This is a genomic window from Marinobacter pelagius, assembly GCF_003315345.1.
Taxonomy (GTDB): Bacteria; Pseudomonadota; Gammaproteobacteria; order Pseudomonadales; family Oleiphilaceae; genus Marinobacter; species Marinobacter pelagius_A.
The window spans coordinates 1-24806 of sequence record NZ_QNRO01000024.1; the positions used below are offsets into that span (position 1 = coordinate 1).

General features: G+C 51.9%; 24 protein-coding genes and 1 pseudogene. All 25 read right to left on the reverse strand.

Annotated features, from left to right (window positions below; translation table 11 throughout):
• Window positions 1–145: 145 nt before the first annotated feature.
• A complete protein-coding gene (gene wecA, locus DET50_RS16520) occupies window positions 146–1213 on the reverse strand; it encodes a UDP-N-acetylglucosamine--undecaprenyl-phosphate N-acetylglucosaminephosphotransferase (RefSeq protein ID WP_113863848.1) in 1068 nt (355 codons plus the stop codon).
• 108 nt (window positions 1214–1321) lie between these two features.
• Window positions 1322–2503, reverse strand: coding sequence for a glycosyltransferase family 4 protein (locus tag DET50_RS16525; RefSeq protein WP_258546157.1), 1182 nt, complete (start codon window positions 2501–2503; stop codon window positions 1322–1324).
• Between the two features lie 20 nt (window positions 2504–2523).
• Window positions 2524–3555, reverse strand: coding sequence for an NAD-dependent epimerase/dehydratase family protein (locus tag DET50_RS16530; protein ID WP_113863850.1), 1032 nt, complete (start codon window positions 3553–3555; stop codon window positions 2524–2526).
• A 68-nt stretch (window positions 3556–3623) separates the two neighbouring features.
• On the reverse strand, window positions 3624–4373 hold the full coding sequence (locus tag DET50_RS16535; protein WP_258546158.1) for a YdcF family protein: 750 nt from the start codon (window positions 4371–4373) through the stop codon (window positions 3624–3626).
• Window positions 4374–4383: 10 nt separating this feature from the next.
• On the reverse strand, window positions 4384–5424 hold the full coding sequence (locus tag DET50_RS16540) for an EpsG family protein (protein ID WP_113863851.1): 1041 nt from the start codon (window positions 5422–5424) through the stop codon (window positions 4384–4386).
• Between the two features lie 239 nt (window positions 5425–5663).
• Window positions 5664–6292, reverse strand: a pseudogene (locus tag DET50_RS16550) (asparagine synthase-related protein).
• A 71-nt stretch (window positions 6293–6363) separates the two neighbouring features.
• Window positions 6364–7485, reverse strand: a complete 1122-nt coding sequence (locus DET50_RS16555) for a glycosyltransferase (RefSeq protein WP_113863854.1) — start codon at window positions 7483–7485, stop codon at window positions 6364–6366.
• The gene (locus tag DET50_RS16560; RefSeq protein ID WP_113863855.1) at window positions 7482–8567 is read right to left on the reverse strand and encodes a glycosyltransferase family 4 protein; all 1086 of its coding nucleotides are present in this window, start codon (window positions 8565–8567) and stop codon (window positions 7482–7484) included. Before DET50_RS16560 ends, DET50_RS16555 begins: the two co-directional genes overlap by 4 nt.
• Before the next feature lie 169 nt (window positions 8568–8736).
• Window positions 8737–9690 (reverse strand): glycosyltransferase family 52, encoded by a 954-nt coding sequence (locus DET50_RS16565; protein ID WP_181800006.1) that lies wholly within the window; start codon window positions 9688–9690, stop codon window positions 8737–8739.
• The gene (locus tag DET50_RS16570) at window positions 9677–10774 is read right to left on the reverse strand and encodes a glycosyltransferase family 61 protein (RefSeq protein ID WP_113863857.1); all 1098 of its coding nucleotides are present in this window, start codon (window positions 10772–10774) and stop codon (window positions 9677–9679) included. The genes DET50_RS16565 and DET50_RS16570 overlap by 14 nt, the downstream gene beginning before the upstream one ends.
• A 71-nt stretch (window positions 10775–10845) precedes the next feature.
• Window positions 10846–11946, reverse strand: coding sequence for a DegT/DnrJ/EryC1/StrS family aminotransferase (locus DET50_RS16575; protein ID WP_113863858.1), 1101 nt, complete (start codon window positions 11944–11946; stop codon window positions 10846–10848).
• Window positions 11943–12407: an acyltransferase gene (locus DET50_RS16580; protein ID WP_113863859.1), complete on the reverse strand. Its 465-nt coding sequence runs from the start codon at window positions 12405–12407 to the stop codon at window positions 11943–11945. Before DET50_RS16580 ends, DET50_RS16575 begins: the two co-directional genes overlap by 4 nt.
• A complete protein-coding gene (locus tag DET50_RS16585) occupies window positions 12404–12811 on the reverse strand; it encodes a sugar 3,4-ketoisomerase (RefSeq protein WP_113863860.1) in 408 nt (135 codons plus the stop codon). Before DET50_RS16585 ends, DET50_RS16580 begins: the two co-directional genes overlap by 4 nt.
• Window positions 12808–13692: a glucose-1-phosphate thymidylyltransferase RfbA gene (gene rfbA / locus DET50_RS16590; protein WP_113863861.1), complete on the reverse strand. Its 885-nt coding sequence runs from the start codon at window positions 13690–13692 to the stop codon at window positions 12808–12810. Before rfbA ends, DET50_RS16585 begins: the two co-directional genes overlap by 4 nt.
• A gap of 35 nt (window positions 13693–13727) precedes the next feature.
• Window positions 13728–14927, reverse strand: coding sequence for a dTDP-glucose 4,6-dehydratase (gene rfbB / locus DET50_RS16595; protein WP_113863862.1), 1200 nt, complete (start codon window positions 14925–14927; stop codon window positions 13728–13730).
• Between the two features lie 72 nt (window positions 14928–14999).
• Window positions 15000–15731 (reverse strand): acylneuraminate cytidylyltransferase family protein, encoded by a 732-nt coding sequence (locus DET50_RS16600; protein ID WP_113863863.1) that lies wholly within the window; start codon window positions 15729–15731, stop codon window positions 15000–15002.
• Window positions 15724–16779, reverse strand: a complete 1056-nt coding sequence (locus DET50_RS16605; protein ID WP_113863864.1) for a nucleotidyltransferase family protein — start codon at window positions 16777–16779, stop codon at window positions 15724–15726. Before DET50_RS16605 ends, DET50_RS16600 begins: the two co-directional genes overlap by 8 nt.
• A 15-nt stretch (window positions 16780–16794) precedes the next feature.
• On the reverse strand, window positions 16795–17970 hold the full coding sequence (gene neuC, locus DET50_RS16610) for a UDP-N-acetylglucosamine 2-epimerase (protein WP_113863865.1): 1176 nt from the start codon (window positions 17968–17970) through the stop codon (window positions 16795–16797).
• Window positions 17967–18971, reverse strand: a complete 1005-nt coding sequence (gene neuB, locus DET50_RS16615) for an N-acetylneuraminate synthase (RefSeq protein ID WP_113863866.1) — start codon at window positions 18969–18971, stop codon at window positions 17967–17969. Before neuB ends, neuC begins: the two co-directional genes overlap by 4 nt.
• Entirely contained in the window at window positions 18968–19612 is a 645-nt protein-coding gene (locus tag DET50_RS16620; protein ID WP_258546159.1) for a PglD-related sugar-binding protein, read from the reverse strand. Before DET50_RS16620 ends, neuB begins: the two co-directional genes overlap by 4 nt.
• Window positions 19609–20751 (reverse strand): LegC family aminotransferase, encoded by a 1143-nt coding sequence (locus tag DET50_RS16625; RefSeq protein ID WP_113863868.1) that lies wholly within the window; start codon window positions 20749–20751, stop codon window positions 19609–19611. Before DET50_RS16625 ends, DET50_RS16620 begins: the two co-directional genes overlap by 4 nt.
• Window positions 20752–20758: 7 nt before the next feature.
• Entirely contained in the window at window positions 20759–21949 is a 1191-nt protein-coding gene (locus DET50_RS16630; protein ID WP_113863869.1) for a UDP-N-acetylglucosamine 4,6-dehydratase, read from the reverse strand.
• 48 nt (window positions 21950–21997) lie between these two features.
• On the reverse strand, window positions 21998–23122 hold the full coding sequence (locus DET50_RS16635; RefSeq protein WP_113863870.1) for a hypothetical protein: 1125 nt from the start codon (window positions 23120–23122) through the stop codon (window positions 21998–22000).
• Entirely contained in the window at window positions 23115–24245 is a 1131-nt protein-coding gene (gene rffA, locus DET50_RS16640) for a dTDP-4-amino-4,6-dideoxygalactose transaminase (RefSeq protein ID WP_113863871.1), read from the reverse strand. Before rffA ends, DET50_RS16635 begins: the two co-directional genes overlap by 8 nt.
• On the reverse strand, window positions 24242–24805 hold the full coding sequence (locus DET50_RS16645; protein ID WP_113863872.1) for an acyltransferase: 564 nt from the start codon (window positions 24803–24805) through the stop codon (window positions 24242–24244). The genes rffA and DET50_RS16645 overlap by 4 nt, the downstream gene beginning before the upstream one ends.
• Between the last annotated feature and the right edge of the window lies 1 nt (window position 24806).

Consider the following 24806-nt stretch of genomic DNA (forward strand, 5'->3'; position numbering starts at 1 on the left):
GGGACGGCTCTTTGAGCATGGGGCAGCCTCTGAAAAGTCGATACCCCAATTACAACAAACCCCCGCCGCGATGGCGAGGGTTTGTCAGCAATCTGAGGCCAGAGCAAAGCTCTGGCCTTCAGAAAAGCCTCAGGAATAATCAGAATCAAGCGCGATTGTGGGAATGACTCCGACGAAAAACCACCAGCAGTCTCCAGGAGTGGCTAAGCGCCCAATCATACAGCGCGAATACACCTACGAAAGCTGTAAACATCAACCACTCCGGCAGCCCAAGATACTCACCTGCCAAACCAAAACCAGCGAACACCACGCCAATAACGGTTATCAGGATCAACGCCTCACGATCCGAGAAGCCTGCACGCATGAAAATATGATGCAAGTGCTCCCGATCCGGTTTCATCACCGACTGCCCCTTCCGGGCCCGGCGCACCATGATCGCCACCATGTCCATCAACGGCAGCGCAATGATCCACAACGCCGTCACCGGCCGGAACGCCATCTCACCCGGCTGGGTGCCGTTAACCAGCAACCACACCACTGCAAAACCAATGAACATGGAACCCGCATCCCCCATGAAGATCTTCCGGCGGAACGGCGGAATACGCAGGTTTGCCATCAAGTACGGCACCAGCGCAAACGCAATACCCAGCGACAAAGCCAGCTCAAGCGTAAACCCGGCAGAAGCGCCAAACAGAATCGCCAGGGACAACAACGTAATCAGCGATAAACTACCCGCCAGCCCATCAATTCCATCGATCATATTGAAGGCATTGGTAGCTCCGATGACCGCAGCAATGGTAACCAACGGCCCGAACAGACCCAGCGTAACCTCACCAAAACCGAAAAGATTACCGAATGACTCAAGAGAAATACCGGAACCAAAGGTCAGCAACGCACCCAGCGCCACCTGAGCCCCGAGCCGGAACTTCGCAGACAAATCCCGGGCATCATCCACAGCGCCCATCAGCACTAACAACGCTGCACAGAACAAGAACAGCCCGTACCCCTGGGTGACCGGCATCCAGAAAAGCCAAGCGACACCCAAGCCAAGAAACGCGCTCAAACCACCTGTCAGCGGAATCGCGCCCTTGTGCAACTTGCGATGATCCGGTTTATCCAGGAGATTGGCATACACGGCCACAGGCTTGAGGACAAACAGCGAAACAAAAGCAATGAGGCCGGCCAACAAACCGGTAGAACTTGCCGCTTCCATGTGATTAACTCTGCCGAGAAACAGACTGACCGAACTTCCAGCCAAATATATAGATAGTTCGCAAAGTATACAGAACCCATGACGTATTTGTGACAACCATGAACGATTTCACAATTGTTTATTTTTTACACCGTGGGGCCGGCTGGCACAGGGGTCTGAAGAATTCATTCTTCTGACCCCAACTTCACGATCCAAACACCCAAGGTAAGCCTCAACAACCACCTCTTCACTAAACTCATCTTCCATCCGCCGACGAGCCGCATCCCCAGCCCCCTGCAACTCCCCCCGGTCCATCTCAACAACCTGCCTCATAACCGCAGCCAAAGCCCCAGCACTCCGAACCTCACAGAGCCACCCAGTCACCCCAGCCTCAACCGCATGCCGACACCCCGGCACATCCGTAACAATCGCGGGCCGCCCCATAGCAGCCGCTTCCAACACAGTACGAGGCATCCCCTCCCGATACGAAGGCAACACCAACACATGAGACCGCTCAATCAAAGGCCGCACATCGTCCGTAGCCCCCAGGTACTCAAGAACACCCTCAGCCTGCCACTTCGCAACCTCTTCCTCCGAAATCGCCGTGCGGTTACTCACACCCAAAGGCCCCACCAACAAACAGCGCACACCCAGCCCTTCGGCCTTCAAAACCCGGCAAGCCTCCGCATATTCCCGAACACCTTTATCCCCCAACAAACGGGCAATCATAATAAAGGTAAACGGACCGGATTCCGGCAAAGGCGACGTCGCAAACCGCTGCAAATTCACACCAGAGCCAGGCAGCAAGGTATAAGGCGTATCTCCCAGCATCCCCTTATCCCGAAAAACGGACAAATCCTCCTCGTTCTGGAAAAACAAATGCCGCGCCCGCCGGTTTACAAGCCCATAAACCTGCCGCACCCGCCGGAACAGCCAGGAATCGTGAATAAAGGCCGTGCCCAGGCCGGAAATGTTGTTGGCGAACGGAATCTTCTGCAGCGCACACACCAGGCCGCAATAGATGTTCATCTTCACGGTAAAGTTAAACACAAAATCCGGCCGGTACTGGCGCATCACGGTCCAGATAAAGCGCAGGCTGCGAAGCTCCTGCACCGCGCCCGTGCTCTTGCCATCCAGCGGTAGTGCAATATGCTCCGCCCCCAGCTCATCCACCAGCCGCTGGCTGAAATCGTCCGGTGGCGACAGGCAAATCACCCGGCTGCCCTGCTCTTGCAAAGCCTGGATGCTGCTGCGGCGGAAGTTGTACAAATACCAGGAAGTATTGGAAGTAAGAAAAACGACCGACTTCAAACGTACTCCTGCAATCCTGCTCAATGCTCCAGGTACCAGGGCATGGCCCTGGCAATTCCTTCCCGAATCCGAAACTCCGGCACATACCCCAGCTTAACTGCCGCCTTACCAATATCCGCCTGGGAATGCCGCACATCCCCCGGCCGGAAATTCCGGTGCACCGGGGCTTTGTCATACACCACGCCATTCTCCGCCAGCGCACTCTTCAGGGCCGCGAACAGGTCATTCAGCGAGGTGCGATCCCCCACCGCCACGTTGTAAACCTCGTTCTTCGCAGAATCCTCCGCCGTGGCCGCCAGCAGGTTGGCCTGCACCGCATTCTCGATAAAACAGAAATCCCGGCTGGTGTCGCCATCGCCGTTGATGAACACATCCTCGCCGCGCACCATAGCCGCCGTCCATTTCGGAATCACCGCCGCATAGGCACCGTTCGGGTCTTGCCGCTTCCCGAACACGTTGAAGTAACGCAGGCCAATGGCCTTGAAGCCGTAGCTACGGGCAAACACCTCGGCATACAGCTCATTCACATACTTGGTCACCGCATAGGGCGACAGCGGCTTGCCGATGTTCTCCTCCACCTTGGGCAACGCCGGGTGGTCGCCATAGGTCGAGCTGGACGCGGCATAGGTGAAGCTCTTCACCCCCGCATCCCGCGCCGCCACCAGCATGTTGAGAAAGCCGGTGATGTTGGCGGCGTTGGTGGTGATGGGGTCGTTCAGGGAACGGGGCACGGAGCCCAGGGCGGCCTGGTGCAATACATAATCCACACCCTCGCAGGCCCGCGCACAATCGTCCAGGTTACGGATATCGCCATCGATGAACTGAAACCGCGCCCATTGTTCCGGAGTGACCAGAGACTGCGCTTCGTCCAGGTTGTGCTGGTGGCCAGTGGCGAAGTTGTCCAGGCCGACCACCCGTTGATCCAGCTTCAGCAGGTGCTCGAGGAGGTTGGAGCCTATGAAGCCGGCTACACCCGTTATTAGCCAGGTTTTGGGGTGGTTGGGGAGTTGATCAAGAAGTTCCGGGTAGCGAGGAAGATCAGCAGAGCTCATTCAAAAACCTTATAGAGTGTATGGGCCACTATAATCACGAAAGAACACGAAAAATAAAGAATAGATTTTTAGCGCCCCACCAGTCGCCCAACAATTTCCTTGATCGCGCGACTGCTGCCATCCAACGCACTGGTCTCAGGAAGCAGGCTTCGCCACCAGGGCCGGGACAGCACCTCGTGGTCGGCTGCTACCGGAATAACCTCCAGCCCCAGGGCTTCGAATAACGCTTTCGCCCTGGGCATGTGCAAGGCAGATGTGACCAGCAAAACACGGGTAACACCATGCTCAGGGAGGATCACACTTGTGTGTTCCGCATTCTGAGAGGTGTTGCGGCTACGTTCTTCCAGAACAATGGCATGATCGGGAACGCCGAGATCCAGCATAAACTGACGCATGGCCTCTGCCTCTGAAGTAGCACTATGGTCAGGATCGCTGCCACCGGTCAGCAGCACCAAGGGTGCCTTGGATGCATGGAACAGCCGAGCCGCATGCCAAACCCGATCTGCGCCAGATTCCAGGTTTGGATACGGCTCACCATAGCCGGCAGGTGATACTCCACCGCCTAACACCACGATAGCTTGTGCCTGGGGTACCCCCTGAACGGCTATCGGTGGATGTTGGTCCTCCAGATAGCCGCGCACCCAGTTACTCGCCAAAGGCAAAGACCAGAACCACAGCCAAAGCAACGCCACGACGCCTAACCAGAATGCCAAGCGCCTGCGGCCTGCAATCGCAAGAAGTAACGCCAGCAAAGCGCCGAATAGCGATGCACCCAAGGGAGATATCAGAGCTATGGCGAGCTTGGAGACTACGAACATGATTTATGGTTCACAGCCAAAGAACATTCTGATAAGGCAACCACGCATAAGCATGCGTCGCAAAAAACAACCAAACCGCCTGCACCAGCCCGTAATATCCAATCACCCCAATCGTTACCAAGCCGCGGTGCCGCGGATCACTCACCACGAAGGGCAAGCGAGCAAAAATAAACATTTGAATTGGAATAAGATATAGCGCGACCCGGTCGGTCGCAGTAGAAGACAAACTTACCAATGGAATGCAGGCTAAACAAAGCAGCGACATCCATAGCCAAAGCCTGTCCTCTGCTTCCGTCAGTCTCAAATACCGACGAAACGTAAAAAACAACACGGCAGGAACTGCGCTCATCAGAACCCGAATCATGCCACCCTGAGATTGAATGTCGGCTTCCACGTAGTTAGCCCACATTGCATCTGCAGAATCGAATACGAAAAGATAACCACCGACCACAGACATCAAGCCAACCCAAAGCAGGCTCCAAAAACGATTCGAGGTAGAAGCCAAGGCGGCCACAGGCAACATAAGTACCACGGACTTATGAAAAGCTGCTCCCAACATCACCCAGAACACAAACCACCGCATCTGAGCATTACCCAGAGACACCAACCCAATAAGCAACAAGCCTAAGGCCGCTGACTGTCGTGTATAGCCCATGCCCACTACAATTATCAGGTAAGGAACTGCAACCAATAATGCAAGCCATGATAACGGCTGCGCACGCGCAAAGCGGACGACTCCAGCCATCAAGACCATGCCACAAATTGAGTTAACCCAAAAAATGGAACCGCCGGCTTGCACCACGAGCCAATTAATCAGGTAATAGCCCGGATCACGACCAAAAATGACCTGCAATAAGCCCTTATCGAGCTGACTATCAAAATGCCTAAAATAGGCGTGCCAATCACCCCCGACTTGAAAACGTAAACCAATTGCGAGAGAAAACAGAAACCAAGCAAGCCCCCAGGAATATGACTTGGATTTCTCAGTCAATCGACGATTAGCCAGAACGACTACCGCCGGTACAAGAAAAAATAACCAATACGGAAGCATGCATTTCCTAAGGAAAATAAACCAAAAGCTCAACCAACCGAAAACGTACTAACCAACTGCTGGTCGCCAACGCTTTTCCCGGGCACTCAACTGCAGCACTGCCCATAACTGCTTTGCAAAATGGCCCTTACCTTGCAAATGGTTTTCCACATATTCTGGACCCCATGCGGGTTGAGCGCGGGTAAATTGACAAGCGAGGATGAGCGTAAAAGATTCTCAGCCCACTCCCGAAATAGCCCTCACAACCAACCATCCAAAGGCACGGCAAAACCCATCTTGGGCCGCTCAATCAGTTCACGGGGCACTTGGCGGTATAAAATCTGGCGTAACGCCCGTTTTCCTCCACCATTTCGAACTCGCATATCGACTGGCAATTACAGGCCGCTCCATAAACATCCGGATCAAGAAACGGAGCCCGCACCTTCACACTACTCGCCATGCTGGCACAATCTATCTTCACCAGAACATCGCCCACCATCAAATTGAGGGTATCCATCAACATCACCCACTCTACCTCGCCAAACCCGGCCAACGCGGGGTATAACTGATCTACAGGTTTATCAGAACAGTATTCAGGTTTCAGGAAGTATTCGGGGTGACGATTCATAGAAGCCAAACCACCATAAAGCGCCCTATCAGAACTGCAAGCCAGTACATCCGCAGATTTGTAGAGCTTCTCACCAAAAGTAAGGATATGAACGCCGGAAGGTAGAACCCCTATCACATAGCGGCCACATTTTGATGCCATCGGCTGGTGACCTGCATGAGAAAGATCGAGAATGGACCTAGCGCCGGCGTGCCAATGCCAAGCCCACTTCAGGCTCGCTCCACACACCGCTGTCATCAGGGCTACGGTAGGCGATGGCATCAGCCAAGCGCCGCACCATTAACTCATCTGGGCTACTCTACTCAAGCCCCAAAACCCCGCAATGCCGCACATCACTGAGAACCTTCCAAAATGTTGTATGTCATCTCACCACGGTAAACGGCGAGATACCGATCTGCAGTTGTTGCAAGCGAAAACTTCTCAACAACTCTTTTGCGGGCCACTTTTCCCATCGTCTTACACTCGGCATCGGACAACCTCAGCGCTTGATCTATCCCCCTGAACAACGCTTCACTATCCCGAGGCCTAACCAGATATCCGGCCTCTCCAACCACCTCTTTTACACCACCGCTATCGGTTGCCACCACAACCCGCTCACAGGCCATAGCCTCCGCCACAACCAAACCGAAACCCTCCCAGGCAGAAGACAACACAAACACATCGCATGCAGACATTAATGCGGGAATATCGTGCCGAACGCCCAAAAAGTCCACATGGCCAGCGATGCCCAAGGATTGGGCAAGTGCTTTCAAATCACTTCGCAGTGGCCCATCACCAACGATTGCCAACCTGAATTCGACCGATTTTTGAGCCAAACCAGACACAGCGTTTAAAAGGTTCGGATAATCTTTCGCCTGCCACAGGCGACCGACCGAAACGATCAGCGGGGTACGGTCACTCACTGAAAGTTCCGCCCGAATGCGACCGCGAGCGGCCTGATCATAGACAAAATCCTCGGTATTAATGCCGTTGTGAATGGCGAGCATTCGTCCTGGCAAAAGCGCTCTCTGCTTTTCAAATACCTGGACCGCATCTTCAGATACATTGGTTGAAATATCTGCCAGACGGTCGGTAAGCCGATAGGCTAACATACGGAAACGGCCTCCTTCGTTGTTATTGTGAGCACTGGATACCAAGAAGGGTATGGGCGTGACCAGCCGCAACATCCGAGTAAGGACATTGGCATGCACTAGATGACTATTCACAACATCCGGCCGAAACTCGAGGATCAGTCTACGAAAACGCCGCATTGCAACCAGCAGACCCAAAGGACTGCGACGCATGTCCAGATTTTCCAGCCGCACCCGCGGATCGCCCGGGCGCAACTCGGCCTCACCATGGAACCGAACCAGCATTACCTCATGACCAACAGCAGCGTAGCAATCCGCCAGTGCAGTCACCAGACGCTCGGCGCCGCCGACGCCCAAACCGGTGATCACAAGTAGCACTTTCATTCTGCAGCCTTAATAGCCCGCTTTCCAATCAATGATTCAATTCCGGCCTGGATATGCCCGAGTACTCTCTCTTCTGTAAACTGCTCTGCCTTGTAACGGCAAGCTTCACGATACGAGGCACTGTCCTCGATCAACTCGATCAGGTCCCAAATAAACGTCTCTAACTCCACATCCTGGGGGCCAAAGGCTATACCGGTAATGGGATTGACTCCCTCAACAAACTCCGCGCAGTAGCCAGCGCTGTGCGTGGTAATTGCAGGTACGCCACGGGCGTGAGCCTCAAGCAACGTAGTGGCAAAACCTTCGTGATGACTGGTTATTGCGAAACACCTGAGTTGATCATAAACACCCGGTAAATCTTCCCGATCTACCCACGGACGAAGCTCAATCAACTCCTGCATCCCCAATCGATCGATCTCACGGCGCACCAGAGCTTCCTCCTCTCCCTTGCCCACAATCAGCCCCATAATGGGCCGCTCGGACATGTCGTTCAACTTCGCCAGAAGCTTCACGAAAAGGGGAATATTTTTTTGAGCTGACAAGCGTGCAACCAGGCCGAGGTCATACTGTTTCCCATCCGAACCAGGCGCGTCGAAAAACCAAGGTGAGATAAAGTTCCCCACGAACTCAACCGACACCGGGAATGACTGCTGGTTGTCCTTGTTTACACTGTACACTCGGTGGGCGAAGCGACTCGCCATCCGCAACATATGGAACTCCAGCCACCCGTGCCCAAGCCCGGCTTTATTCTTCCGCTGCAAGTAAAGATGAAGTAGAGATACAACCTTTAGACCGTAAAAACGGAAGATGGGGGCAAGCCATAAGGAGGAAAGGTCATTAAGAACCACCACAGAAAACCCATTTTGCTTTAAACGCTTGGCAAGTATCGGTGCATAACGCAATCTCGCCAACTTACTGGCAACTGATGGAATTCTCATGGTTGGGCACGAAAATGTATCAGGCTCCGATGTAGCTATAATCGCATCGACCCCATTTTGACTCATATATCTACATAAATTTTCGATATATATCTGACCACCACCCCAAATTTTTTGACTAGGAGAAAATATGCAGACATTCATAAATTTACACTCAAAATAAAACCATAATTACTAACAAAAATCTTCCTATCAAGATAGTTGAACCGAAATCTCTCCATCTCATAACTCAAAAAAACACAAGCCTAGATTTCTTGAACTATCGATCTTTTCAGCGCTTAATTTTCCCACCTAACCAGAAACCATCTCACTATTAAACATAAACAATTTCACACCCTGAATCGAGCGCCAACTCTGACAGTCTAGAACTAGCATTTCCTTCTGGAACAAACACTACCTTTTTATCGGCATAGTCTTTCAAATTAATCATGACAGTGCTCAGATAACCATAAAGCTCCACTCGGCACCCACTTGAGCAATCAATAATAACGTCCTCTGCAATTCTGCCTCCCTTATCAATAATAGGAGCATCAATCGGCAAGGGCTGAATCTCTCTCGGATGCCTGATATAGCCATCTATTCTCAGGGCACCTAAAAGTCGGAGCATTGAGTCAATCTCCGCTTTGCTCATAACCTCATGGAATGGCGCACCGATAAAGTATCGCTTGCTCTTTGCAGAATGTGAGTAGTCGCCTTTCCCTCTTCTATTGAGTACCCAACCATCAAAATATGATAGTCGCGCTTCTTCTACAATATTATTGAAGCCTCGATAAATTGTGTAGTGTCGAGAAATTTTCTTCCGCACTTGCTCAACAGGCCGTGCACCAAAAATAGTGCTGTAAAACCGAGATCTAAAAGAGGAATCACTGGTGTAGTATGGACCATCCTCAACCAGGTTGGCAGTCCCATCATCAAAACTAAAAAGTTCCGCATCATGAAAGCTGCAGGCCAATGAGTTAATAATATAAGAATTAATGCTAGCCATATAAACGCGGTCATAACGATCTTTACTAAACCAACCCTTAACCCGATAAAATAGTTTTAAATTGGTAAAAACATCAAATGATGCTGGCTTAACAAAAACGTAGCTGGAATTCCTGGCACCCGGTGACAAATTATTATAATAGAAAATATCTTCTTGTGAGTTATTATGCGTTATGTACAAAAAATCATAGCAACTTATCCCCAACCTCTCAATCAGCCGCTCACAAAACCAAGCCTGAAAAGGCGTACGCACAATAAATAGAGCTTTGTCACAGTTTCTCACTGGAATCTCCGCCCCAAAACCCCAAAGAATTTAGCTGTAGCTCAATCGATTCTCTTATTGAATCGTTCCAAGCGCAACTCGGAACATCGATATTATGGAGTATAACATCACAATAAAATGCAAGATCACTAAAAAAATGCAAACGCTCTCCATCCAATGCGAGCTTAACCACTTTTGATCCGGGTGCCATCCATAAAATGTTAGTAAGTGCAGCTCCAGAGGCTCCGACTAATACCTCAACGTCTTGAAAATACTCTATTTGCTCGAACAGCCCCATAGATCCATCAAATATCTCGAAACCCTCTGCTTTTAGCCTATTTACCAGCTTCTCCTCGCCCTCTGGACTTCTTCGACGCCCAACTCTTGAAACGTAAACTTTTTTTCGCCCGCGTTTACCTGGGTTCATATAGTCAGCAAACCAGTCCCTCACAATTTCTACGTCTTTTGGATGTACTACGCCATGATCATGCGGAGCTCCCATGCCACCAGTTTTTGCCGCCATTACGAGGCTCTCGCACTTAATGTCATCATCAAGTAACGCATACCGTCCGGGAAAGAACTTTTCCAGAAAATCCAATGCAGGTCTAAATTGCGTCTTTTTGGCGATTATTTTCGCCTCAGGCTTTAGCTTTTGGGCAGTAATAAAAACAGGGAGGTCTTCTAGCAACCAATGATAGTAGTTTTCGTTTATAGCCAAGTAAATGTATTGGCCAGAAAGATATTTTTTTGCTTTGAACTCTGGGAGCGGCACCTCCCACAACAACCGATAAACACTAAGCGCAGTACTTTCCGCAATTAACTTTCCACTCGAACAAAATATAAGGTTGTCGGGAGTCCAGATTGAAGCATCTTTGATCTCATAAATATATCTTTTTGGAAAAGAATATACTTTCTGTTCATCATTAGAATCCGAGCAATCCAAAACTACGTTATTCGTATCGGCATGCTCTCCGATTTTTAGAACCCCATTTCTCGAATTTTTTTTATAAAAAGCGTCAACAAAATAGTTGTCACGATAACGTAACCCTAACTTATTAAATAATTTTCGCTTAACAGCATTTAGCACTCTGATTTTTTTAGCCATTATCTTCCGTAATCTCTATTAAACCGTCTAATAAAGGGTTGCCCAACCTGACAATTGGATGAAGAAAATCCTTATTTAAAGGAGTTTATGGCTATTGCAACTACGCAGCACTGCTTACGCGACATTAGTGGTCCCATAGGCAAACTCAAAACAGTTTCATGAATGCGCTCTGTCAAATAATAAGACTCAACGCGCAACGAATCGTATGCTTTCTGTTGATGAGGCGGCACTGGATAATGAATCAACGTATGCACGCCCTGCTCCGCCAGATACTTCTGCAACGCGTCCCGCTGTTTTGAACGCACCACAAACAAGTGCCAAACGTGGCTTTCCGGGCTGCCCACTGCGGGTAAGTGAATGTTTGGGTTATTGATGTGGGCGAGGTAATAGTCAGCCACTTCCCGCCGGCTCTTGATTTCTTCATCCAGGTGCCGAAGCTTTACCCGGAGCATGGCAGCCTGAATCTCATCCAGCCTGCTGTTTACGCCTTGGTACAGATTCTCGTACTTCTTGTGGCTGCCGTAGTTGCCCAGTGCTCGGATGGTTTTGGCCAGCTCTTCGTCATCGGTGGTTACGGCACCGGCATCCCCCAGCGCACCGAGGTTCTTTCCGGGGTAGAAGCTGAATCCCGCCGCATGGCCCCAGTTTCCGGCTTTGCGGCCATCTATGCTGGCGCCGTGTGCCTGGGCGGCGTCTTCCAAAACCAGCAGGCCGTATTGATCGGCCAATTCCATCAGCTCCGGCATTGGAGCAATCTGGCCATAGAGGTGAACAGCAACAATGGCCCTGGTGTTCGGGGTGATCGCCGCTGCGGTCTTTTCCGGGCACAGGTTGAAGGTGGCCTCATCCGGCTCGACCAGTACGGGCTTTAACCGGTTTTCGGTGATGGCCAGTATGCTGGCGATGTAGGTGTTGGCCGGCACGATCACTTCATCGCCCTCTTTCAGCCTGCCCATTTCTTTCCAGGCTCTGAGGGTGAGGGTGAGTGCGTCCAGGCCGTTGGCTACGCCTACGCAGTGTTTGCTGCCGCAGTACTCGGCGAACTCTTGTTCGAAGGCTTTGACTTCGGTGCCTTGGATGTACCAGCCGGAGTCAATTACCCGGGTCGCGGCGGCTACGAGTTCGTCGCGGTATTGGGTGTTGATTGCTTTTAGATCCAGAAAAGGAATCATTCTTCAAAATACCTGATAATTCGGGCTGGATTACCGGCAACAACCGCTTTGGGGGGCACATCTTGGGTGACAACCGCACCCGCTCCGACCATTGCTGCTCTGCCAATCGTTATTCCAGGAAGGATCGTTGCGTTTGCGCCAATGCTGGCGCTCTGACAAATCCTTATTCCAGAGAATGTTTCGGGATAGTGCTTTGAGCGAGGATAGGTATCATTTGTAAACGTCGCATTGGGGCCAATGAACACATCGTCTTCCACACGTGTCCCATCCCAAAGCTGGACGCCTGATTTCACGGTGACCCTGTTTCCAACTATCACATCACCCTCAATGAGAGTTTGAGCGCAAATGTTACAGTCCTGGCCGATGGTTGCACCTTTGAGGATAACCACAAACTGCCAGATCTTGGTGCCCTCACCGATGGAGCATTCGGCAACATCCGCAAGTGGGTGGATAAAACTCATTGGCTCACCTGCTTCAGGAAGTCATCGTAATCCCGAATGTAGTCGGCTTCGTCGTAGTGCTCGCTCGCTAGTACGAGTAGCACGCAGTCGTTGCTGAAGTCATGCATTTCCCGCCAGACCAGATCTTCAATGACGAGGCCCTTGGTTGGGCAATCCAGCCATACCTCTTCCCGGCTGGTTCCATCATCCAGCACCATGCGGCATTTGCCGGCCACACAGATGGCAACCTGCTTGAGGTTTTTGTGTGCGTGGTAACCGCGGCTAACGCCCTGCTCGGTGTGATAGATGTAATACACACGCTTGATGTCGAACGGGACGGCTTTGTCCATTCCTATCTCCACGGCAACCAGGCTGCCGCGCTCGTCGCCAAGGCTCTGGAAATCAATCCATTTTACAAGGCTCACTTGTCCAAATCCTTCAGTAGGTCCATCAAGTATTTACCATAACCATTCTTCTTAAGTTGGCTTGCCTGAGCTTCGACTTCGTTTCGGCTGAGCCAACCTTGATTGAATGCGATTTCTTCAAGACAAGCAATTTTATAGCCTTGGCGCTTTTCAATGGTTTCCACAAACTGAGCAGACTCCAGGAGGCTTTCATGGGTGCCGGTGTCAAGCCAGGCAAACCCCCGGCCCAGGAGGTTCACGTTCAGCTCATTTTTTTCCAGGTACGCTCGATTAACATCGGTGATTTCCAACTCGCCGCGATCAGAGGGTCGAACCGCCTTTGCAATCTCGACCACTTGATTGTCGTAGAAGTACAAACCGGTAACGGCAAAGTGTGACTTTGGCTTGTGCGGCTTTTCTTCAATGGAAATCGCTTTTTGAGTGCTGTCGAACTCCACCACGCCAAACCGCTCCGGATCTTTTACCTGGTAGCCGAAAACGGTGGCGCCGCCTTGCTCAACAACTTGATTCCGTGCCTCTTTCAGTTTTGGGACAAATCCCTGACCGTAAAAAATGTTATCACCCAGCACCAGGCACACGCTGTCGTTACCGATGAACTCTTCGCCAATGATGAAGGCTTGGGCCAGTCCGTCCGGCGCTGGCTGGATTTCATAGCTGAGGTTAATGCCAAACTGCTCGCCAGTACCCAAAGCGCGCTTGAAGCCGGCCTGGTCTTCCGCGGTGGTGATAATAAGGATATCCCGAATACCCGCCAGCATGAGTACAGAGAGCGGGTAGTAGATCATGGGCTTGTCGTACACCGGCAGGAGTTGTTTGGAGGTGCCGAGTGTTATGGGGTACAGGCCGGTGCCGGAACCGCCTGCGAGGATTATTCCTTTCACTTTTTCTCCTTGACTTCAATTCGGAGCATGAGGGGTCAGTCCGCGTAGGGACAGCCCCCCTCAAAACATTTTTTAGCCACGGAATCCACGGAAAAACACGGAAGTAAAAACATCTCTTCTATCTTTTTCCGTGTCCTTTCGTGGATTCCGTGGCTAAAATTACAGTTTTTGATGCCAAGCCGCTCGCGTTGGTAGCTGCCGTCCTGGACTCGTTGGCACCAGCCCAGGTTGTCGAGGTACCACTGGACGGCTTTGCGGATGCCGGTTTCGAAGGTTTCCTGGGGCACCCAGCCCAGTTCTTTCTGGATTTTGCTGGCATCTATGGCGTAGCGCCGGTCGTGGCCGGGGCGGTCTTTTACGGTGGTGATGAAATTGCGGTAGCTTTGTTCCTGTGGACGCAGTTCCTGGAGGATGTCGCACAGGGTGTGGACCACTTCGATGTTCTGTTTTTCGTTGTGGCCACCGATGTTGTAGGTTTCGCCAGGTTGGCCTTCGGTGGCGACTTTGTAGAGGGCTCTTGCGTGGTCTTCTACGTAAAGCCAGTCGCGAACTTGGTCGCCTTTTCCATAGACCGGCAGCGGCTTGCCTTCCAGGGCGTTCAGGATCATCAGCGGGATGAGCTTTTCCGGGAAGTGATAGGGGCCGTAGTTGTTGCTGCAGTTGGTGACCAGCGTTGGCAGGCCGTAGGTGCGGCGCCAGCCACGTACCAGGTGGTCCGAGCTGGCTTTGCTGGCTGAGTACGGGCTACTGGGCGCGTAGGAAGTCTGCTCTGTGAACAAGTACTCTTCTGCATCCGCCACTTCATCCGGGTGCGGGAGGTCGCCGTAAACTTCGTCTGTGCTGATGTGGTGGAAGCGGAAGTGGGCTTTTTTGTCGCCGTCCAGGGCCTGCCAGTATTGGCGGGTGGCTTCCAGCTGGGTGTAGGTGCCTACGATGTTGGTTTCAATAAACTCCGCCGGGCCGTCGATGGAACGGTCTACGTGGCTTTCGGCGGCCAGGTGCATGATGGCATCTGGTTTATGCTGGGCCAGTACTCGGTCTACTTCAGCGCGATTGCAGATGTCGACTTGTTCGAAGCTGTAGCGCTCGCTGTCGCTTACCTGGGCCAGGCTTTCTAGGTTACCGGCGTAGGTGAGCTTGTCGAGGTTGACCACTTCATCTTGAGTGTTCTGGATGATGTGGCGGATGACGGCGGAGCCTATGAAGCCGGCGCCGCCGGTGATTAAGAGTTTCATTTTATTACGACTATTTCAATGTTAGGTGATTTCATAAGCAGCTAACGTCCGGAGCTAAACTTGCTCAATCACTCATTGATTTTCTGGCTCAGGGACTGGATGTCCATCAAAGCTGCCAATCAGCCCCTCACAAACCCGAAAATCCACGCTTTCATCAATATCCAATGACCGCACTCGAGGCATCACTGAAGCCCTAACCCCCTCCGTAAAAAGCGATCCCGAATTCAGCAGGTGATCAGTACGAGCCACATAAACCGCCCCATTCAACCGATACTCCTTCCGGTAATCCTGGGAACGCTTCCCGCTAAGATCGATACCTTCGAGTTTCGACCCCTCACCAATCGTACCCACCCAGGCAGTCGGATGATCAACCTCGCAAACCGTCACCACCGTATCTTCACACCCACCTTCCCGAAAAACCTCCAACGCTGCCGGAATATCATCCGCAGTACGAAGCGGTGACGTAGGCTGCAGAAGTACTAGCGTCTTCGGGTCATAGCCTGACGCCTGTTCCGCTTTTACCGCATCAATCAGCACATCTGCAGTGGATGCTGCATCGGTTGCTAACTCTGCAGGCCGTTTGTAGGCAATTACGCCTTCGTTTTTGTACTGCCAGGCTATCGCCAGGATCTCTTCGTCGTCGCTGGTCACCATAATGCGCGCATTCAGCTTCGCTTCCAGCGCCGCTTCAATGGTCCAGCAAATCAGGGGCTTTCCGCCAAGGGGGAGCATGTTCTTGCGGGGTAATCGCTTGCTCCCGCCCCGTGCGGGGATAACAACCAGAATATCGCCTGCATCAGCCATCTAACCGGTCCTGCACTTCCGTTTGCGCTTTATGAAAATCGTCCATCCGCCCAATATCCAGCCAATACTCATGAATCGGGAACATGTTTACGGCCTCACCACCATCAATCTGGCGCTCAAGCAGTGTTGGCATATCAACCCGGGTGCCGGGCTCCACACTTTTCACCAGCGCCGGATCCAGCAGGTAGATACCTGCGTTTACAAAGAAGCGGTGAACCGGCTTCTCAACCATGGACTTGATCTGGGTGCCTTCACTGGTGATCACCCCATAAGGCACCTGGTGCTCGTATTCCCGCACACACATGGTGGCCACGCCATGGTGGGTCTCGTGGAATTCCAGGAAGCTGTGCAGGTTCAGCGATGTCAGCAAATCGCCGTTCATCATGAACATCGGCTGATCAATCTCGTCGTGGGGCAGCAAACCCAGTGCACCGCCGGTTCCCAGCGGGTCCTCTTCGTGAACGTATTGAATGGTCACGCCCCACTTTTCACCATCACCGAAGTAATCCCGAATCACTTCCGGCATGTAATGGGTCGAGATGTAGAAACGGTGAAAGCCGGCATCCACAAAGTTCAGCAGGATTTGCTCAAGGATGGGTTTGTCTCCCACTTTGAGCATCGGCTTCGGGCAGTTGTTGGTCAGCGGGCGAAGGCGCGTGCCGAACCCGCCTGCCATCAGGAACACGGGATTATCGTGGCGGTGTTTGTTCAGGATGTCGTGCAGGTTGGCCAGCCCCACAACCCGTCCTTCCATGTCAACCAGCGGCAGCTGCAGTAATTCATGCTTTTCCATTAACGCCAGAATGCGGCTCTCTGTCCAGGATTGCTCGGCTGTTTTGGGCTGCGCGTTCATAACCTGATTAACCGGCGTTTCCAGCGGCAAGTGTTTCAGTAACGCTCTGCGTACATCGCCGTCTGTCAGGGTGCCCAGCAACTTATCATTTGCATCGACAACCAGAGCGATGCGCAGGGCTGCCTTGTCCAGAACTTCAATTGCTTGTTCCAGGGTCGAGTCACTGTTTACAAGGGCTTTACGCCAAGGCTTCATGGGATGCTCCGTGGCCTAAGAGAAGTCATTAGCTGACAGGTTGTAAAACTGTTTCTTGCGAATAGTGTCCAGAGGGTATTCCGCAAGCACTTTAACGATGGCTTCGCTGGCGCCACCATTACCATAGGGGTTGGAAACAGCGGCAAGTGTGGACTGAAACCCAGTTGAATAAAGGGTTTCCAGCGCGGCCTTGATTGACTCACGGTCTGGCGCGCAGTCAATCACGCTGTTTGCTTTCAGGCGCCCTTTCTGGCGGTCACCGATATTCACAGTTCCAATATTAAAGGACGGGGCTTCGGCAAGGCCGCTTGACGAGTTGCCAACGACTCCGTCGATCTGTGCCAGGCAGGAGAAATATCTGAGCTGGCCAAGCGATGTATACACGTGGGCACTCGGATGCGTTTTGGCAAACTCCCGCACCATGGCGCTGAGCTCCCGGCCACCGGTGTCGGCATTCGGCATGGTAAAGATCAGCGTAGTATCTTGCAGTGTATCCAATGCTGCCAGCAACTCACGCATCTGGGCAGCGGAACTGGCTCCCCCCTCGAGGGTGACCGGATGGAAGGTCACCAGCAGGTTTTTCTTACCAAAGCGAAGCTCAAGGGAGTGTTCCAGCTCTTCACGATTGAGCAGCTTGATGCGCTTAATGGCATCAATACCCATCCCACCAAAGTTGAACACCCTATCCGGATGTTCACCAAGTTGGACCACACGCCGGCGGTATTCCTCTGCGGCCACAAAGTGAAGGTGAGACATCTTGGTAATCGAATGGCGAATGGCCTCATCAAACGCGCCTTCCGTGGTCTCGCCTCCGTGAAGGTGGGCCACGGGAACGCCGGCAATCATGGCGGACGAGGTGGCGGCAAAAATCTCGAAGCGGTCTCCCAGCACCACCACGATATCGGGTGCCAGGCGTTCATAGGCATCGGCAAAACCGATCACACCCAGCCCCATCGACTTGGTTACGGCAGTATTGGTGTCTGAGCTCAGGAGCATTTCTACTCGGGCATCAATATGAAAACCTGCTTCTTCAATTTCCCGGTAGGTGGAGCCGAACTCGGGAGACAGGTGCATGCCCGTTGCGACCACCTGAAGCTCAAGTAGCGGATGGTTTTGAATCTCGCCCATCAGCCAGCGAAGCAAGCCGAACTCCGCCCTTGTGCCCGTGACCACACACACTTTGCGCGTCATAGCTCTATCAACTCATCTTCACTGAAATCGCGAGGTGCCGTACGACCAATCACTTCGTCCCACTGCATAGGTGAAATGCCCGTGCCCGGGCGCTTCGCCATCAGGTTATCTTCGCTAAAAACTTCACCCGCTTTGATCGGCCGCGCGGCCACCAGGGATTTGCGGGCAACGGGCTTATTCTTGAGTTCGCTGGGGCTCGGGCGCTTGATGCCATCTCCCAGCGCCCTTTCGATATTGCGGATGCCTTGAACCATTGCCTTCAATTCATCGGGCTCCAGGCTGGCCCGATGGTCTGGCCCTGGCAGTGATCGATCCAGCGTAAAGTGCTTTTCAATCACGGTCGCTCCCAGCGCAACCGCCGCAATCGGCACTTCAATACCCGGCGTGTGATCCGAATAACCCACGGATACACCAAAGGCTTTTCCCATATTGACCATTGCGCGCAGATTCACATCTTCCATGGGTGTAGGGTATTCGGTGGTGCAATGCAGAACGGTGATTTTGTCCCTGGGTGTGCCAGCCTGCTCGACCACATTGATTGCGGCCTCGATCTCACCCAGATTTGCCATACCGGTGGAGAGCAACACCTGCTTGCTATGGCGGGTAAGGTATCGGAGGTAAGGGAGATTTGTCAGTTCACCAGATGGCACCTTAACAATACCGGAATCGGCCAGTTCCTCTAGCAGGTCAATACTGTCTTTATCAAAGGCGGTGGAGAAAAACCCGATACCGTGTCTCTCGCATTCAGCAATCAACTCAAAATGGTTCTCGCGGGTCAATTCCAACTTTCGAATCATGTCCTGCTGCGACTCATGAGGGTCCGTTGTCCCTTTCTGGTACTCCGCCTTGGGTGCGCTTCCAGATACGATATTTGCTGCGATAAAGGTCTGGAATTTCACAAGGTCCGCTCCGGCGTCGGCCGCAGCTGCAATTAATTGTTTGGCTAGCGCCATATCACCATTATGGTTAACGCCCGCTTCGGCAATAATCAGCGTCTTCATTTGATCCTCTTTGCAGGAACCCCTGCGTACACCGCATTGGCTTCGCAATCTTTGATAACAATCGCCCCCGAGCCGACAACGGTATTTTCGCCAACCACACGCTTTTGGGAATTGCTGCCTTGATTGACCACAGCGCCCGCGCCCACCCAGCAACCTGTTTTCAAATGTACATTGCCAGAGAGATTGGCCCCGGGGGCCACGTGAACATAGCTCTCCACAATACAGTCATGGGCAATGGTGGCGTTCTGATTGAATATGCAGAAGTTACCAACGGTGGTGCCGCTGGTAAAACGGGCGCCGGCCGCAACGATATTACCCTCACCCTGCTCAAGCAATTCCCGCTGTGCAAAGCCAAACGTGGCACTGGGGTGAATCAGGTTGATGAATGTGAGTGAACCTTTAAAACGCTCTGCAACGGCTTTTCGGATCGTGTTTTCTCCAATGCCGATGACAAATGGCATATCGGTATAGTGCTCTACATCCCGCTCGAGGATGACTTGGTGCGAGAAGCTCCACGCACGCAACTCTATCTCATCCCGGGCAATATAGACTGGCTCCAGGCCGAGGAGCCATGCAATATCGCCGGCCTCTCGAGCCATACCCGATGTTCCAAAAATTCCTATTCGGCGAGTCAATGTCACTTGGTCACGACACTACTAGGCAAATTAACCACCCGAGCTTCCAGCCACTCGGAGTTACTGAGATCACCACGGCGACAGCTCTGGTACATGGCCAGATGGTTCATCAGCGCCCAGATGGGGCGGGTCATCACACCTTGCTGGTTTGTCGTTTCAAGCAGTTCGTCTCTGTGCGCTTTGTCCTCACAGATAACCGCGTTAAGCCAGTAGTTGGCACGGCAGCCTGTGGGCTCTTTGACGAACGCCAGGTTTGTGCCTGTGAAAAGCTCTTCATAGGCGGAGGCCAAGGCGCGTTTGGCCTCAATGAAGCTATCCAGCTGCTCAAGCTGGGCACAGCCCAGTGCCGCATTCAGGTTCGGTAAACGATAGTTGTAACCCAGCTCATCATGAATGTACTCATAGGCGTGGGGCTTCTTGGCTGTAGTAGTCAGATGCTTGGCTCGGGTGGCCAGCTCTTCACCCGCCAGAATCATGCCGCCACCGCCAGTGGTCATGATTTTGTTACCGTTGAAGCTGAGCGTGCCCAACGCACCGAAGGTTCCGGTGTGCTTGCCCTTGTAAAAGCTACCCAAAGACTCGGCCGCATCTTCCACCAACGAGATATTCCAACGGCGGGTAACCGACACCAGCCCATCCAGGTCCGCCGGGTGCCCGAAGGTGTGCATGGGCACACAGGCCCGAACCACCTTGTTATCCGCGCGAGTGCGGCACACGCCCTCTGCGTCCAGCTGTGCGTTCTCATCCAGCCAGGCTTCCAGTGCCTTGGCAGACAGTCCCAGCGTGTCGCGGTCTACGTCGATGAACACCGGTTCGGCGTTGCAGTAGGCGATGGCATTACAGGTGGCGACGAAGGTGAGCGGTTGTGTGATAACCAGATCACCCGCCGCGACTCCCGCAAGCTTAAGCGCAATATGCAGAGCTGCTGTGCCGTTCACCGTCGCGACGGCCCTGGGGGAGCCGGTATAGCTGGCCATATCCAGCTCGAAGCGATCCACGTAGGCTCCCACGCTGGAAACAAAGGTGGACTCGATGGTGTCGGCCACGTATTCCTTCTCGCGCCCGGGAAAGACCGGCGCATGGAGCGGGATAAACTCGCTGGTGTTGAAATAGTCCCGGACAAACCGTATCAGTTGGTCGCTCAAAGCTGCCTCACATTTTGCTGTCGAGATATTTGCCGGTTTCTTTGTGGCCGAAATCCGGAATCATGCGGAAGAACAGATCAACCAGGTCTTGCTTACTCCAGCTCAGGTCCCGTTTCATCGCATCGATCCGCTCTTCAAACTCACCCAGCAGCGCCTGGTCAAAATCGGCGTCGTTCTTGATGATGCCGAGGTTCTCGAAACGGGCCATGTCCAGCGTTTCGTCATCGGTGAAGAATTCTTCGAAATCTTTTTCACCGGTCGTGTCACTGCCGTTAAACAGGCAGGGCCACTTTCCTTGCTCCGGAAGTGTTTTAGCCAGCTCCCTGGCCTCATCTTCGTCACTGCACAGCACTGGCTCGAAGCCCTTCTCGGCCAGGTACTTCACGGCAATATCGGCAAAAGAGATCAGATGTAGTTCTTCGCTGAGCTTCGGGAAGAAGATTTCACGATTGTCGCCAAAGATGCAGGACATCAGGCACAGCTCACCGGATTCCTTTGGAGTCACGAAGTAGCGGCGAACGTCATTCGGCGCCACGATCGGTTGGCGTTTCTCCAGCCGCTGGTTAAAGCCGTGGAGCAGCGAACCATCAGAAAAAGCTACGTTGGCAAACCGAGCGGTGGAAATGTCTATTTGCAGGCTTCTACGCATCAGGAACATTTCCATGATGCGCTTGGAAGCGCCCATCATGTTGACTGGATTGGCTGCTTTATCGGTAGAGACACAAAAATATTTCTTTACACCGGCATCTACGGCCTGGCGCAGGGTTTTGTCTGTGTTGAAGACGTTGACATCCACCATGCGCATGAGGGTATAAGGATCTTTTTCACTGCGCACGTGCTTGAGGGCGGAGAGGTTCAGGATATAGTCGTAACCACCGTCAGCCTTGAAGAAGGCGTCGTACTCAACCGAGCCGATATCCAGTGCAAAGGTACGGAAATCGCCCGGGATGTAACCAAAGCTGCTGCGGATGTCGCGGACCAGTTCGACCAGGTTGTTTTCGCTGATGTCCACCACGTGGAGCTTGGCCGGGTTGCGCTTGAAAATTTCTTTGGTGACGGCCTGGCCTATGGAGCCGGCGCCGCCGAGAACCAGGAAGCGGGAGGTGCTGACGATTTCCGATAGATGGTCTTCGTGGGCTTTGATGTCGGCGGAGAAGAGTTCTTTTTCTCGGCCGATGAGGTTTAGAATTGACGTCATGCTTTACCTTTATCAATGGCAACGAAGGCTAATTTAATAAGATCTCAATCACGAATACAGCGATGAAAGGACAGAGAGAGACCTCCGCTCCTCTGCGCAAACGTTCTTGGCACTCTCACTCGGATCAAATCCGGATCCATCAAAAAAGTCAGGATTTATGTCTTTTTCGTGGTCATAGGTATAAAGGTCAATACCATAACACTCTTCGATAAAAACGTGATTTGGAGAACCTCTTCTCACCGCAATTCGCCCCCTTCCCCATTTCGCAAAAAGTCTGGCGGTACTCGCCCCACCACGATCCTGAAGAATAAGATGAGTGCATGAAGCCAACATTGCGTTATACATCTGCGGGGACATGGGAGATAAATAGGTAATATTAAAAAAATCACGCCCGATAATTTTTCTATATAATCCAAAAGCTTCTATCAGAAACCTTCGAGTCGGGCTAACAAAACAAAGAAATTGTGTGTTGGAGGAATACTTTTTAAAAGCCGGGCTATTCAGAAACTTCATCAAGTCCTTCCATGAATAGCCTTTCGTTCCCACTAGTACTCGACGTCCGCTTTTGCCATATTCAAAACTTTCGCTGAAAACTCGGCGCATCATTTCAGAATAATAGTGAGGGAGCACATCAAAAATTATACTAGCATCGATAAACTCAATATCATTCCGGCGAGTAACTTCACAAATTTTCTTATGGAAATAAGGTCTTGGTGCTATAAAATAACGAACTTTCTCAAGAACAGAGATACAACTCTCGGAAATGTGCAAACTTAAGTCTTCAGACAAACAACCGTTCATTTCAAATTTTTTTGTCCACCGGTCGACTTCGTCGTCGGTAATAAAAATATATATCTTCTCAAGAAATTCATCACGAGCATCAATTAATCGCTTTGCAATTGGAGAATTCCATTCATTCAAAGACATGAACGTCACACTTTTTGCCTCAAGCAATATTTCAATTCCTACATCCTCATAATTCAGGTAGGAAACGTCATTTAATTTAGGCGAATTGACAGGAGGCAAGCCACTTTTGAACACAACTGGAACAATAAGCTCAGCAGGCAGGCCGAGCTTTTCTATCAGTGCATCACCGAAAAGGAAAAAGAATCGGTCTCGGTCGCTTATGAAAAATACGTGCTTCCCATCTAAGCCCATGAAATCCTTACTCATAGAAGGAAATAATCTCATTGATAACGTGTTGTTGCTGATGCTCAGTGATACTAAAAAACAATGGTAACCTCACCAACCGTTCACTTTCACTGGTAGTAAACCGATCCTCACCGTGGAACCGTCCAAATTCAGCACCTGCTTTTGCCGTATGCAGTGGCACATAGTGGAATACCGCCAGGATGTCGTGGCTCTTGAGGTGCTCCAACAACGCAGTGCGTTCTTCCAGCCCGGATGTTTTCAGGTAGAACATGTGGGCGTTGTGAGTGCAGCCAGTAGGAATAGTGGGAAGCTCGATGCGACCTGACTTTGAAAGCCCCTGGAGTTGGTGCGCATAAAAATTCCAGGCAGCCAGGCGCGAGTCGTTGATTTCGGTAGCCTGCTCCAGCTGCGCCCACAGGTAAGCTGACTGTAACTCACTGGGCAAGTAGCTGCTGCCGATATCCACCCATTGATACTTGTCTACCATGCCTCGGAAGAACTGGCTGCGGTTGGTGCCTTTCTCGCGAATGACCTCAGCACGCTCTGCAAAGCGCTCGTCGTTGATGATCAGCAGGCCACCTTCTCCGCCGCTGGTGTAGTTCTTGGTTTCGTGAAAGCTGAATGCCCCAAGATGGCCAATTGTTCCCAGAGCGCGTCTTTTGTAGCTGCTCATCATGCCCTGTGCGGCATCTTCAATCACGTAGAGGTTGTGGCGCTCGGCAATGGCCATGATGGTGTCCATTTCGCAGGCCACCCCTGCATAGTGGACGGGCACAATAGCTCGGGTCTGTGGGGTGATTGCCGCTTCGATGAGGTTTTCATCGATATTCATTGTATCCGGGCGAATATCCACGAAAACAACCTTTGCACCGCGAAGTACGAAAGCGTTTGCGGTACTCACAAAGGTATAGCTCGGCATGATCACTTCATCGCCGGGCTGTATATCAGTCAATACAGCCGCCAGCTCCAGCGCGGCGGTGCAGGAGGGGGTCAGGAGCGTTTTTCTAGCAGGCAAATTGGATTCAAACCAACTCTGACATTGTTTACCGAAAGGACCATCGCCCGACAGCTTGTTGCTTTTCAAAGCCTGCTTAATGTACTGCTCTTCAGCTCCGGTACAAGGCGGCCGGTTAAACGGGATCATTCTTGCTTCCCTTTGAGAAATTGCGCTTCCAGTTCGAGTAAATCCTGTTTGCGATCTTTAATTCTTCGAGCGGGGTTACCTGCGTAGATGCCCCAGGGTTGGGTGCTTTTGTTTACGAGCGTCATCGCGCCAATAGAGCATCCCTCTCCGATTATTACGCCAGGGAAAATGATTGATCCTGCACCAACAATCACCTGCCTTTCTAACAGCACTTCGGCAAGATATTCATTTTTGAACTGCTTGGGTACTAAGGAGTTCACCATTGTGCTTCCACTGTAATCATCCGATTGCGCAAAAACCTTTACACCGTATGCCAAAGTGCAGAAATCGGAGAGAGTGATACCGGGCGAACCTCCAGCGACCAAACACATTGGGGTGATATGACAGTATTTGCCAATAGACACCTTTCCGGAGACAACGCAGAAATCATCAATACGCGAGTGGTCTCCAAGTTCAATGGTTTCGGGATTGTAGATACTCGCTTTATCACTGACCTTCACATTTTCACCGACGGCCTTGAAGCCTAAAGCCTTTAAAGTGTCTTTGGATAAATAAGCCATC

Bases quoted from the DNA above. Each gene is read 5' to 3' on its own strand.
- wecA (WP_113863848.1), bottom strand. From the start codon at position 1,213: ATGGAAGCGGCAAGTTCTACCGGTTTGTTGGCCGGCCTCATTGCTTTT.
- DET50_RS16530 (WP_113863850.1), bottom strand. From the start codon at position 3,555: ATGAGCTCTGCTGATCTTCCTCGCTACCCGGAACTTCTTGATCAACTC.
- DET50_RS16535 (WP_258546158.1), bottom strand. From the start codon at position 4,373: ATGTTCGTAGTCTCCAAGCTCGCCATAGCTCTGATATCTCCCTTGGGT.
- DET50_RS16540 (WP_113863851.1), bottom strand. From the start codon at position 5,424: ATGCTTCCGTATTGGTTATTTTTTCTTGTACCGGCGGTAGTCGTTCTG.
- DET50_RS16555 (WP_113863854.1), bottom strand. From the start codon at position 7,485: ATGAAAGTGCTACTTGTGATCACCGGTTTGGGCGTCGGCGGCGCCGAG.
- DET50_RS16560 (WP_113863855.1), bottom strand. From the start codon at position 8,567: ATGAATGTCTGCATATTTTCTCCTAGTCAAAAAATTTGGGGTGGTGGT.
- DET50_RS16570 (WP_113863857.1), bottom strand. From the start codon at position 10,774: ATGGCTAAAAAAATCAGAGTGCTAAATGCTGTTAAGCGAAAATTATTT.
- DET50_RS16575 (WP_113863858.1), bottom strand. From the start codon at position 11,946: ATGATTCCTTTTCTGGATCTAAAAGCAATCAACACCCAATACCGCGAC.
- DET50_RS16580 (WP_113863859.1), bottom strand. From the start codon at position 12,407: ATGAGTTTTATCCACCCACTTGCGGATGTTGCCGAATGCTCCATCGGT.
- rfbB (WP_113863862.1), bottom strand. From the start codon at position 14,927: ATGAAACTCTTAATCACCGGCGGCGCCGGCTTCATAGGCTCCGCCGTC.
- DET50_RS16600 (WP_113863863.1), bottom strand. From the start codon at position 15,731: ATGGCTGATGCAGGCGATATTCTGGTTGTTATCCCCGCACGGGGCGGG.
- DET50_RS16605 (WP_113863864.1), bottom strand. From the start codon at position 16,779: ATGAAGCCTTGGCGTAAAGCCCTTGTAAACAGTGACTCGACCCTGGAA.
- neuC (WP_113863865.1), bottom strand. From the start codon at position 17,970: ATGACGCGCAAAGTGTGTGTGGTCACGGGCACAAGGGCGGAGTTCGGC.
- neuB (WP_113863866.1), bottom strand. From the start codon at position 18,971: ATGAAGACGCTGATTATTGCCGAAGCGGGCGTTAACCATAATGGTGAT.
- DET50_RS16630 (WP_113863869.1), bottom strand. From the start codon at position 21,949: ATGACGTCAATTCTAAACCTCATCGGCCGAGAAAAAGAACTCTTCTCC.
- DET50_RS16635 (WP_113863870.1), bottom strand. From the start codon at position 23,122: ATGAGTAAGGATTTCATGGGCTTAGATGGGAAGCACGTATTTTTCATA.
- rffA (WP_113863871.1), bottom strand. From the start codon at position 24,245: ATGATCCCGTTTAACCGGCCGCCTTGTACCGGAGCTGAAGAGCAGTAC.
- DET50_RS16645 (WP_113863872.1), bottom strand. From the start codon at position 24,805: ATGGCTTATTTATCCAAAGACACTTTAAAGGCTTTAGGCTTCAAGGCC.